The sequence below is a fragment of the Pseudomonas sp. NFACC13-1 genome (assembly GCF_900104425.1).
GTDB lineage: Bacteria > Pseudomonadota > Gammaproteobacteria > Pseudomonadales > Pseudomonadaceae > Aquipseudomonas > Aquipseudomonas fluorescens_AA.
The window spans coordinates 262,099-274,172 of the sequence record NZ_FMXV01000005.1 but is presented as its reverse complement, the minus strand read 5'-3'; the positions used below and the strand labels follow the sequence as shown (position 1 = coordinate 274,172).

General features: G+C 61.3%; 9 protein-coding genes. 6 read left to right on the top strand and 3 right to left on the bottom strand.

The features are described from left to right. Positions 1-9: 9 nt before the first annotated feature. On the bottom strand, positions 10-705 hold the full coding sequence (locus BLQ55_RS09530) for a pirin family protein (RefSeq protein WP_092199896.1): 696 nt from the start codon (positions 703-705) through the stop codon (positions 10-12). 236 nt (positions 706-941) lie between these two features. Here BLQ55_RS09530 and BLQ55_RS09525 point away from each other — a divergent pair, with 236 nt between their 5' ends. Beyond that, on the top strand, positions 942-3,410 hold the full coding sequence (locus BLQ55_RS09525; RefSeq protein ID WP_092253580.1) for a UvrD-helicase domain-containing protein: 2,469 nt from the start codon (positions 942-944) through the stop codon (positions 3,408-3,410). Positions 3,411-3,521: 111 nt separating this feature from the next. Here the strand turns inward: BLQ55_RS09525 and BLQ55_RS09520 are convergent, their stop codons facing one another. Together BLQ55_RS09520 and BLQ55_RS09515 are read right to left on the bottom strand one after the other, a co-directional pair. Beyond that, positions 3,522-3,800: a DUF1652 domain-containing protein gene (locus BLQ55_RS09520; protein ID WP_003201764.1), complete on the bottom strand. Its 279-nt coding sequence runs from the start codon at positions 3,798-3,800 to the stop codon at positions 3,522-3,524. Between the two features lie 193 nt (positions 3,801-3,993). Continuing rightward, positions 3,994-5,457, bottom strand: a complete 1,464-nt coding sequence (locus BLQ55_RS09515) for an MFS transporter (RefSeq protein ID WP_092253578.1) — start codon at positions 5,455-5,457, stop codon at positions 3,994-3,996. Positions 5,458-5,588: 131 nt separating this feature from the next. On the opposite strand from BLQ55_RS09515, the gene BLQ55_RS09510 reads away from it, so the two are divergent. The 5 genes from BLQ55_RS09510 (at position 5,589) to BLQ55_RS09490 (ending at position 12,072) form a co-directional block, all read left to right on the top strand. Then, a complete protein-coding gene (locus BLQ55_RS09510) occupies positions 5,589-6,485 on the top strand; it encodes a LysR family transcriptional regulator (protein ID WP_092253576.1) in 897 nt (298 codons plus the stop codon). A 340-nt stretch (positions 6,486-6,825) separates the two neighbouring features. Further along, a complete protein-coding gene (locus BLQ55_RS09505) occupies positions 6,826-8,280 on the top strand; it encodes a serralysin family metalloprotease (RefSeq protein ID WP_092199884.1) in 1,455 nt (484 codons plus the stop codon). A 114-nt stretch (positions 8,281-8,394) separates the two neighbouring features. Further along, on the top strand, positions 8,395-8,832 hold the full coding sequence (locus BLQ55_RS09500; RefSeq protein ID WP_256326555.1) for an AprI/Inh family metalloprotease inhibitor: 438 nt from the start codon (positions 8,395-8,397) through the stop codon (positions 8,830-8,832). A 130-nt stretch (positions 8,833-8,962) separates the two neighbouring features. Continuing rightward, the gene (locus BLQ55_RS09495) at positions 8,963-10,741 is read left to right on the top strand and encodes a type I secretion system permease/ATPase (protein ID WP_092253574.1); all 1,779 of its coding nucleotides are present in this window, start codon (positions 8,963-8,965) and stop codon (positions 10,739-10,741) included. After that, on the top strand, positions 10,738-12,072 hold the full coding sequence (locus tag BLQ55_RS09490; protein WP_092253572.1) for an HlyD family type I secretion periplasmic adaptor subunit: 1,335 nt from the start codon (positions 10,738-10,740) through the stop codon (positions 12,070-12,072). The genes BLQ55_RS09495 and BLQ55_RS09490 overlap by 4 nt, the downstream gene beginning before the upstream one ends. The last annotated feature ends 2 nt before the right edge of the window (positions 12,073-12,074 follow it).

Below are 12,074 nucleotides of genomic sequence, written 5' to 3'. Positions count from 1 at the left end.
GATGTGGGGTTAGGCGAGGTCCACGAGCACGATTTCGCTGTCATCGATCGCGGTCACCCGCAATATCCGTTCATCTTCAATCGCAACACCGTCTCGAGCTTGTGCACGCAACCCATTGATTTCTATCAATCCTGTCGCTGGCACAAGATACGCTCGTCGTCCGGTGTCCAGCCGGTATTCCGCACTTTCACCCGCCTTGAGATTGGCCGCCACCAGGCGCGCGTCGGCGCGAATGCGCAGGCTCTGGTCGTCGCCGGCCTTGCCACTGGCCAAGGTCACGAAGCCTTCGCGCGAGTCCTTGGGAAACGGTTTGGCGCCCCACGACGGTGCCAGACCTTCTTCATTGGGAATGATCCATATCTGGAAAATGCGTGTGGCCGTCGATTCCAGGTTGTACTCGCTATGGGCGATCCCGGTGCCCGCGCTCATGACTTGTACGTCGCCAGCCTCCGTACGGCCCTTGTTGCCCAGGTTGTCTTGGTGGCTGATCGCGCCTTCGCGCACATAGGTGATGATTTCCATATCCCGGTGCGGGTGCTGGGGAAAACCGCTGCCGGGGGCGATGACATCGTCGTTCCAGACGCGCAGGTTGCCCCAGTGCATGCGTTGCGGGTCGTAATATTCGGCGAACGAAAAATGGTGGTGGGCATCCAGCCAGCCGTGGTTGGCGGCGCCCAAAGTGGCGAAGGGCCTGAGTTCGAGCATGTTGGTGTCCTTTTCGCTGGGAGCGAAAGCAATGGTTGATGGCGCTATTCTCGCGAAGGAAATCATCGACAAAAAGCGTAAAAAACGCGTCAAACCTATCGACTAACCAGATATGAAATCGTGAGCCAACTTTCACTTCATCGCCTAAACCCATGACTTAAAAGCTTTTGGGTGGAACCTGGCAGCAAATACAGACACCATAGCCGGCATGGTTCATGAACACCGGAGTCCCCAGCGTGTCGCAACACACTCCCGATCTTCCCCCCGAGCTCCTGCCCCTGGCCCAGATGCCCTTGCTCAAGCGCCTGGCCGCCCGACTCTTCGGCCATGGCCTGACGCGTCTGCGCGCCCAGCACCGAGCCTCCTGGCTGCACGGCCAGGCCGACGGCTTCCGCAGTGGTCATACCGCCGGTTTCGACTATGGCTACAAGGAAGGCCGAGCCGAAGGGCTCGAGGAGGGCCGCCAGGTCCTGTTGATCCGTGATTCGCGCAGCACAGAGCATCCGGCACCGCAGGTGGATGATTTACTGTTCGATGACTGGCGCCTGCCGCTGACCACCGAGCTGAAGAAACGTATCAAGGCGGACGTCGCCCGATTGTTGCCGGCCCATGCACAACCGAGTGCCGCGCAATGGAAGATGATTTTCAGCGACACGCCGTCTACCTCGGTGGTCGCCGGGGCGGGTGCGGGCAAGTCGACGACCCTGGTGCTGCGGATCGTGTTGCTGTCCCACTACCTGGGCTTCGAACTGGACTCAATGACCGTGGTGACGTTTACCCGGGAATCGCGCAAGGACTTCATTCAGAAATTGATCGAAGTGTTTACCCTGTGGGGGCGAACCGTCAGCCTCAAGCAAGCGCGTGATTTGGTGCGCACCTTCCATTCGCGTATCTTGCCCATGGTTCGCAGTCTGCCCGGGTTCGAGCGGCTCCAGGCCTTCGAGACCCTGAGTCATCGCGCCGAAGCGGACGACGACGCCCAAGGCAATCCCTTTGAATTGCGCATCAACGATGTCCAACGTCAGCAACTCAACGCCTGTTATTACAACCTTTACCAGCGGGACGCGCGTTTCCGTGAGCTGATCCAGCCGTTGTCCCGCCATGCCCTGCAACTCAAGGAGCTGGAGCGCGATCACCCGGATGTGCAAAAACGGGTGGCCGTGACCGAATTGGCGGCCCAGCGCGACGAAGAGTTGTGCGATGCCGTCGAAGACCTGTGGTTTCGCGCCGGTGCCTGGCCAATCAAGGGGATCGAGCCAAAGCGACAAACGTTCGAAATCAATGGTTCGACATTCCACTGCCATGGCTATGCGCCCTCACTGGATGCCTGGGTGATGCTGGGTTTCGATTCGCGGGAAGACGCCCGGCTCAGTCGTCCGGGCGCCAAGCTGAGTATCCGTGCGGAGTGGGCGGTAAAGCGCACCTTGTTTCAAGCTTTCTGTCGTAAACCACTGATATGGCTTGAAAGTTACGAGGCATCAAAGCGTGTGGTGGCATCCCTGGCCGGCGACGCCAGTGCCGGCCCCGGGTTCGACTATAAGGTCAAGGGTGAACTGGGTTCGGCGCCATTGTTGGACTGTTTTGTCGCGGCGGCGGGCTTTATCGAGAACCTTGGCCTGGACGTCCCGGACGCCGTGGGCCGGATGTCCTTTGCCCAGGATGACCCCGATCGGTATTTCTTCGAGGCGCTGAGCCGTTACTGGCGGGCATTCGAAGACCATTTGCTCGATCAATCGCCGCCGATCATGACCTATAACCGTATGTTCGCGCTGTTCAGCGAACACTCACCGGAAAACTTCAAGTTGCTGGCCGATGCCTTGCTCAGGCCGCTTTCGCACCTGATGATCGACGAGTTCCAGGACGTATCGCCGCAGATCGTCTCCTGGCTTCGCGCCAGCCTTCGGGAGGTCCGCAGCCGTGGCCCTGCGCTGCACGTGGGGCGCGGCGCCCAACGTTCTTCCTTGTTGTGTGTCGGGGACGACTGGCAATCGATCTATGGCTGGCGCGGCAGTTCACCGAGCTACTTCATGGCATTCAACAAGCAATTCCCGTCACCGGCGACAACTCGGGTGATGCTCACCGACAACTACCGTAGCCACCAGCACATCATCGACGCGGCCGAGCACATCGTGCGCGCCGCTGCGGCTATCCCAGGCAAAAAAGCCAAGGCCAGTGGCGCGCCCCGATCGCTGAGCCCGGTCAATGTGCTGGATCGAGACGACGAAGGGTTGGCCCAGCGACTGGATGAGCACTATCGCAAAGGCGATTCCATCTTGATGCTGTATCGAAAAAGTAGCGATAAAGTACTGATAGAAAAGCATATTAATCCAACAGTTAATGTCGATTCTAACTTGCCGTACGACGCCCGACGGCTCAGGCAAATGACCTACCACAGTGCCAAAGGGCTCCAGGCGGATGCGGTGTTCTTGTTGGGCGACTGCCAGCACCTGAGCAGTTCGCCCTACAAGAACCAGGTCTATCGAATGGCCGGGCTAGGTCGGGATGGAGATGCCGAACCCTACGACACGGCGCAAAAAGACGAAATCCTGCGCCTGGCGTATGTGGGCATCACGCGCGCGGTGCAGCACTGTTACTGGTACGTCGATGGCCAGGACGGCCAGGCGATCAACGCGCCTAAGGCATCGGATCGTATTGCGGCGGACAAGCCCTTTTTCGCTGACCATCGCCGTGCCCGCAAAGGATGAAGCAAACAGAAACACCGAGTGGCGGGGCAAAAGCGTACCGCAGGCCATAGAAAAACGGCGCCTTCCCTGGAGAGGAAGGCGCCGCTTTCAAATGGTAAGCACTGTTCCCTGTCAGGAAGCGAACCGCCGCAACCCTACCGGTGGCACAAACGCTTCCAGCTCGGCCTCCACGGCCTCGATTATTCGTTCCACATCCGGCGCATTCATTACCGTCGCGCAGGGGATCCCCGCAATGGCGATCATCGTCTCGCCGCTGGCACGGTCAAACAACCGGGCAACCATACTGCCAGGCGCATCCATGCTCGCCTCGAATCCCATGGGATGGAAGTGCCAGCGCATCAACTGGCAAGCGTTGGGGAACGTAACCTTGCTGAAAGATCCTTTATTCATGTGTTGCCCGCCTTCTTCAATCGAGCGCTTCCTTTTGCTCATGTCAGGAAGGAAGAGCCATCATGGCTCTACCAGTGAGAACTAAAAATAGCACCTGAAAATGAACCTCATGTGGATTTTTTCAGTCCGTTTTGCGATTGGTTCACTTTTTTTGATTTGGATCACGACTTAAGCGGTGATGCTCAGAATGCCATCACACCTGGCCAGGCGTGTCCTCGACTTCGTCCAACCGCTCTGGCACGCGGCATTTCAAGGCAATGACCACGGCCAGGACCGCCATCGCCAGGGCGGCGGCGAAGGTGGTGTGCAGTCCGTTCGTCACGGCCTCGGGGCTGGCGTGGGTGATGCCATTCGTCGCCGCTGCGCTCGCAAACACCGCGCCGAGCACGCAGGCTCCAGTGAAGAAACCCAGGTTGCGCGACAGGTTGAGCAGCCCGGCGATGACGCCTCGCCTTTGAGCGGCCACATCGGCCATGACGGCCGTGTTGTTGGCGGTCTGGAAAAACGCATAGCCCAGGGTCGTCACCACGATGGCGCTGATGTAGCCGGCGCTGCCAAGGGCAGGGGGAACCAGTGACAGCATCAGGCAGCCGAGGGCCATGGTCGCCAGGCCGGCGAACCGCATGGGTTGCACACCGAACCGACCCGCCAGGCGTCCGGCAGGCACCCCGGCCAGTGCCGCGACGGCCGGCCCTGTCGCCAGCGCCAACCCGACGAAGGTCGCTGGTAGCCCAAGGGTAATGGATAAGTAAAAAGGCCCGACCAGCAGCGTCGCCATCATGATCGTTGCGACCAGGGCGCTCGTCGCCAGGCCCGAGACCAATGACTTGTCGCGAAACACGGCCAAGGGAATCAGCGGCGACACGGCCCGGGACTGGACCCGAACGAACAGCGCGCCGCCCACGAGCGCGGCCAGTAGCAGTGCAATGTTCAACCCGCCAAAGCTCCCGCGCCCGACGGTCATGGCCAAGGCATAGGCGGCGAGCGTCAACGCCAAGAACACCGTGCCGGTGATATCGAAGCGAATCGTTTGCGCCTTCGGCGGCACTTGCCGCACCGGTAGCGAGTACCACGCCAGCCATAACGTCAGCAGGCCGAGGGGGATGTTGACCAGGAACAAGGCCTGCCAGCCGACCCCACTGATCAGCAGCCCGCCAAAGGACGGCCCGAGGGCCGTGCCCACCGCCGACAGCGTTGCCAGCAGCCCCATGGCGCTGGCGGTTTTTTCCTGGACGACTGTTTCGCCGACCAAGGCCAGGGTCAACGTCATCATGACAGCGGCCCCCAGGCCTTGCAGCGCCCGACCTGCAATCAGCAGCCAGAGCGAGGGGGCGAGGCCGCAAAGCAGCGAGGCCAAGGTGAACAAGGCGATGCCGACCAACAGCAGCTTGCGACGGCCCATCAGGTCACCCAAGCGGCCGACGCTGACAATCAGCGTGGTCATGGCGAGCAGATAGGCCAGCACCACCCATTGGACCTGCTGGAAGGAGGTATCGAGGGCCTGGGCCAGCGTCGGCAGCGCCACGGCGGCCACACTGGCGCCCAGGGAGGCCAACAGCGTCGAGAGTGCAAGGCTGGCCAGGGCCCAACGAGGTGAAGAGAACCGGCTCGCGGGTGCGGTTGCCGGCCGGCTGGGTTGCGTGTGGATGGGTTTCATCGTCTCACCTGTATCCGTGGCGCTCGAAATGGCGCTGTCAGAACGTTACAACCCGGCATAACATGGCGGAAGACGCAGCGTTTGCAGGTTATAGCTGCGCCAGACGCCATCTATTGAATCGAGACTTCTCCATGCCTTCGCCTGATCTCAATCTACTCGTCACCCTCGATGTGCTGCTCTCGGAAGGCAGTGTGGCCGGCGCCGCACGGCGGCTGCGGCTCAGCCCGTCGGCCATGAGCCGGGCACTGGCGCGGTTGCGGGAAACCACCGGTGACCCGCTGCTGGTTCGGGCCGGGCGAGGGTTGGTGCCGACACCCCGTGCGCTGGAGTTGCGTGAACAGGTCAGTCAGTTGGTGCAGCAGGCCCAGGCGGTACTTCGCCCGGTGACGACGCCGGATCTCGGGCGCTTGAGCCGTACCTTCACGCTGCGCACCCGCGAGGGGTTCGTGGAAAACTTTGCCATCGACCTGATCGCCCGTATTCACGAGCAAGCGCCGGGCGTGCGGTTGCGCTTCATGGAAAAGACTGACCGGGACAGCACGGCGCTTCGCGAAGGCACCGTGGATCTGGAGACCGCTGTCGTGGACAAGGACACCAGCCCGGAGTTGCGAACCCAGGCGCTGTTCAGCGACCGTTTGATTGGCGTGGTGCGCATGGGTCACCCACTGAGCCACGCGACGGTGAGCGCCGCCGGCTATGCGGCGGGTGGGCATGTCGGGGTCTCGATGCGTGGGTTGGACCATGGCCTTATCGACCAGGCCCTGGCGGCGCTGAACCTGTCCCGGGAAATCGTCACCACCGTGCCGGGTTTTTCCTCGGCGCTGGGGCTGGTCCGCGCCAGCGACCTGATCGCCAGCGTGCCTGAGCGCTACACCACCAGCCTGCGGGTCGGTCTGCACAGTTTCGCGTTGCCGTTCCCGGTGCCTGGGTTCACGATCGCCATGCTCTGGCATCCGCGAATGGATGCCGACCCCGTGCATCGCTGGTTTCGAGGCTGTTTGCGGGAAGTGTGCGCAAGTAAAGCGTAGAGGCTTAGTAGATATTCATTAATAGCACTTCACTGGCATTTAGTTGGTGAAAGTGCGACGTCGTCAGCAAATGGCTAGTTATCGCTATTTAATATTTAAATAGAGTTTTGTCCGACAATCTGCAACTCGGGCAGTTGAGTGCGCGCACTAGCTAGGCAGAAACCTATTGTTTATGGGCGTTAAGGGGCAGGGCGTGAAATTGAACAAAAAAAATGACTAGACGTTTGATTTCCAATTGTGTCAGGTTTCTTGCGTCCTCATTGGGCGAGTGATAGGACGATCTCGCCAGAGATCGCCTGTCTGACTAAATTGTTCCATTTGCAAACAAGGAAGTGTGTTTATGTCGAAAGTCAAAAACAGCGCTATCGATTCTGCCGAACAACTGCTCTGGGCGCCGCAACTGGCGGCTCCCAGTAATGCGTTCAACCAGATCAATAGCTTCAGCCACCAATACGACCGCGGCGGTAACCTGACCGTCAACGGTAAACCGTCGTACTCCGTCGACGAGGCGGCCGCGCAGTTGCTGCGTGACGGCGCGGCTTACCAGGACCGGGACGGCAGCGGCAAGATCGAGCTGACCTATACCTTCCTGACGTCTGCCTCTTCCAGCACCATGAACAAACATGGGATCAGCGGTTTCAGCCAGTTCAGCGCCCAGCAGAAAGGCCAGGCCGCCCTGGCGATGCAATCCTGGGCGGACGTGGCCAATGTCACCTTCACCGAGAAAGCCAGCGGTGGCGATGCCCACATGACCTTCGGCAACTACAGCGGCGGCCAGGATGGCGCGGCGGCATTCGCTTATCTGCCGGGGACCGGCGCCGGTTATGACGGGACGTCCTGGTATTTGATCAACAGCAGCTACACCCAGAACAAGACCCCGGACCTGAACAACTACGGTCGCCAGACCCTGACCCACGAAATCGGTCACACCCTCGGCCTGGCCCACCCGGGTGACTACAACGCCGGCGAAGGCAGCCCGACCTACGATGACGCCACCTATGGCCAGGACACCCGTGGCTACAGCGTCATGAGCTACTGGAGCGAAAGCAATACCAACCAGAACTTCAGCAAGGGCGGCGTCGAAGCCTATGCCTCGGGTCCGCTGATGGATGACATCGCGGCCATCCAGAAACTCTACGGCGCCAACACCTCGACCCGTACCGGCGACTCGACCTACGGTTTCAACTCCAACACCGGGCGCGATTTTCTCAGTGCCGCTTCGTCGTCGGACAAAGTGGTGTTTTCGGTATGGGACGCGGGCGGCCGCGATACCCTGGATTTCTCCGGGTTCACCCAGAACCAGAAGATCAACCTCAATGATGCCTCGTTCTCTGACGTGGGTGGCATGGTGGGTAACGTGTCCATCGCCAAGGGCGCCGTCATCGAAAATGCCATCGGCGGCTCGGGCAGCGACCTGTTGATCGGCAACTCGGTGGCCAACGAGCTCAAGGGCGGTGCCGGCAACGATATCCTGTGGGGCGCCGGTGGTGCGGACAAGCTCTGGGGTGGCTCGGGTTCGGACACCTTCGTGTTCGCCGCCAGTTCCGATTCGCGGCCGGGGGCAACCGACCAGATCCTCGATTTCGTCAGCGGCCTGGACAAGATCGACCTGACCGGCATCACCAAGGGCGCGGGCCTGCATTTCGTCAACGCCTTCACCGGTGCGGCGGGCGATGCGGTGCTATCGACATCAGGTGGCAACAGCCTGCTGTCGGTGGACTTCTCCGGGCACGGCGTGGCTGACTTCCTGGTCAGCACCGTCGGCCAGGCGGCGGCCTCGGATATCGTGGCGTAATGCTGAACCCCCTGTAGGAACTGCCGTAGGCTGCGATCTTTCAAGTGGTAGGAGAAAGATCGCAGCCTCGCTTCGCTCGACAGCGCCTGCAGGTCCCCGGCCAGGATCAAGCGAATGCGTAGAAAATCGATGCCCTGTAGCGTTCAGGCAACCGCCGGGTTGCTCGCTACGCTGATGATGTTTTGTGGAGAAGTCGCCATGGCGCGCAGCCTGTTGTTAGCAGAACCCTCGCAGTTGGCCGGTCAATGGCTGGCTGTTTTGTCGAGCCCGCAGGACACCGCGCAAAGCCAGGCGATACAGGACAAACCGTCCAACACTTGCCTTGTCGAGCTCAAGGCGGACCAGACCCTCGGTGGGCAAACCGAGTGCCTGGGGCACTGGTTGGGGGATGAGCCGGTTCATTGGTTTACCGAGCCCGACGGGCTTTCCCTGATCGGCAAGCAAGACTCCAGGACGCATCTGGGGTTGCGCCAGGAACATCATTATCAAATGACCCTTAAGTCCGGTTTGATACTTAGGCTTGAACGGAATAAGTCTCAGAGCGCTCATTAACGAGTTCGTACAGTTGAAACACGCTTGTTCAAACGGGCGTGCGTGTCGGTGTGGACCGAATAAAGAATCAAAGATTGGTCAGTTGAACTAACGGCCAGTTCGCTGGCAAAGCCAACAACAAGGAAGGTTCATGAACAAGGCAAGGAGCGCTGCCTCGGCGCCGCTGTTTAAAGCGCTGGGCGATTATAAAAGTATTCTGATCAGTGTCGGCTGTTTTACCGCGCTGATTAACGTCTTGATGCTCGCGCCTTCGATTTATATGCTGCAAGTGTATGACCGCGGGCTGTCATCACAGAACGAAACCACCCTGGTGATGTTGTCGCTGATGGTGGTGGGTTTCTTCGTGTTTATCGGGCTGCTGGAAATGGTGCGCAGCTTCGTGGTCATCCGCATCGGCAGCCAGTTGGAAAGACGCTTCAACCTTCAGGTTTACCGGGCCGCGTTCGAGCGCAATCTGCGCCAGGGCGAAGGCAACGCCGGGCAATCCCTGGGCGACCTCACGCATATTCGCCAATTCCTCACCGGCCCGGCGCTGTTCGCGTTCTTCGACGCGCCCTGGTTTCCCGTCTATCTGCTGGTGATCTACCTGTTCAACGTGTGGCTCGGCGTGTTCGCATCCGTCGGCACGCTGTTGTTGATCGGCTTGGCGTGCCTGAACGAGGCCATGACCAAGAAAGCCTTGGGGCAGGCCAGTATCTACTCGCAACAGTCCAGCCAATTGGCCACCAGCCATTTGCACAACGCCGAAACGATCCAGGCCATGGGCATGCTCGCGGCGCTGCGCAGCCGCTGGTTTGCCGTGCACTCACGCTTTCTCGGCCTGCAAAACCAGGCCAGCGATACCGGCGCGGTGATCAGTTCCCTGAGCAAGACCCTGCGCCTGTGCCTGCAATCACTGGTGCTGGGCCTGGGCGCATTGCTGGTGATCAAGGGCGACATGACCGCCGGGATGATGATTGCCGGGTCGATCCTGATGGGACGGGTGTTGAGCCCCATCGACCAATTGATTGCCGTGTGGAAGCAGTGGAGCGGCGCCAAGTTGGCTTACCGCCGTCTCGATGCGCTGTTGCAGGCGTTTGCGCCCCAGGACGACGGCATGACACTGCCAGCGCCCAAGGGCCAAGTGAGCTTTGAACACGTTAGCGCCGGCCCACCGGGGCAACGCAACGCGACACTGCAGCAGGTCAGCTTCAGCCTGGCCGCCGGGGACGTACTGGGCGTGCTGGGGGCGTCCGGTTCCGGCAAGTCCACCCTGGCCCGGGTATTGGTGGGCGTGTGGCCGACCCTCGCCGGGACGGTGCGCCTCGACGGGGCTGACATTCATCGCTGGAATCGCGACCAGCTCGGCCCACACATCGGCTATCTGCCCCAAGACATCGAACTGTTCAGCGGCAGCATCGCCGAGAACATCGCCCGGTTTCGTGAGGCCGATCCGCAGAAAGTCGTCGCCGCCGCGCAACAGGCCGGGGTTCATGAGCTGATTCTGCGCCTGCCCCAGGGCTATGACACGGTACTGGGGGAGGACGGCGGCGGTTTGTCCGGCGGGCAGAAGCAACGGGTTGCGCTGGCCCGGGCGATGTACGACCGACCGAGCCTGGTGGTGCTCGATGAGCCCAACTCCAATCTCGACACGGTTGGCGAAGCCGCGCTCGCCGGTGCCATTGCGCAGATGAAGGCCCAGGGCACCAGCGTCGTGCTGGTGACCCATCGCTCCTCGGCGCTGGCCCAGGCCGACAAACTGCTGGTGCTCAACGAAGGCCGGCTCCAGGCTTTCGGGCCTAGCCAGGAAGTACTGCGGGCGCTGTCCGGCCAATCGGAGACACCACAACGGGACCGTCCCCAGGCAACCCCCAACGGGCTGAGCATGAGTCGCCAGTACCAAGCTGCCAGCAAACCGGGTGGCGCATGAGCAAGGAATGCCAGATGAACCTCGAACAGGCTCAAGACGTTGAACGCCCGGAGCGCGACGCCCGTTTCTTCACCCGTATGGGCTGGGTGCTGGCGCTGGTGGGTGCCGGCAGTTTTTTCACCTGGGCCAGCCTGGCGCCGTTGGACCAAGGCATCCCCGTGCAAGGCACCGTGGTGGTTTCAGGCAAGCGCAAGGCCGTGCAATCGATGAGCAGCGGCGTGGTCAGCCGGATCCTGGTGCGCGAAGGCGAGGCGGTGAAGCAGGGCCAGCCGCTGTTCCGCCTGGACCAGACCCAAGCCGCCGCCGATGTGCAATCGCTGCAGGCGCAGTACCGGATGACCTGGGCCAGCCTGGCGCGCTGGCAAAGCGAGCGGGACAACCTGTTGCAGGTGAGTTTCCCGGCTGAGCTGAGTCGCGATCCCGATCCACGCCTGGCCCTGGTGCTCGAAGGCCAGCGGCAACTGTTCAGCAGTCGCCGCGAAGCCTTCGCCCGGGAGCAGGCGGGGTTGCGTGCCAGCATCGAGGGCGCCACGGCGCAATTGGCCGGCATGCGTCGGGCCCGCGGCGACTTGACTGCCCAGGCCGAATCCCTGCGTCTGCAACTGGGCAACCTGCAGCCCTTGGCGGACAACGGCTACATCCCGCGCAACCGCCTGCTGGACTATCAGCGCCAGTTGTCGCAGGTGCAGCAGGAACTGGCGCAGAACAGCGGAGAAAGCGGGCGGGTCGAGCAAGGGATCGTCGAGTCGCGCCTGAAGTTGCAGCAGCACAACGAGGAATACCAGAAAGAAGTGCGCAGTCAGCTGGCCGACGCCCAGCTCAAGAGCGAAACCCTGCAACAGCAACTGAAATCCGCGGGGTTCGAGTTGCAACACAGCGAAATCCTCGCCACCGCCGACGGCATCGCCGTGAACCTGGGTGTGCACACCGAAGGCGCAGTGGTGCGCCAGGGCGACACCTTGCTGGAAATCGTCCCCCAGGGCACGCGGCTGGAGGTGGAAGGGCACCTGCCGGTGCACCTGATCGACAAGGTCGGCCCGCATTTGCCGGTGGACATTCTGTTTACCGCCTTCAACCAGAACCGTACGCCGCGGGTGCCGGGGGAAGTCAGCCTGATTTCCGCCGACCAGATGCTCGATGAGAAGACCGGCACGCCGTATTACGTGCTACGCAGCAGCGTCAGCGACGTGGCGATGGACAAGCTCAACGGTCTGGTGATCAAGCCCGGCATGCCGGCCGAAATGTTCGTACGTACCGGCGAGCGCTCGTTGCTCAACTACCTGTTCAAACCGCTGCTCGACCGAGCCGGCTCTGCGTTGACCGAAGAATAAGG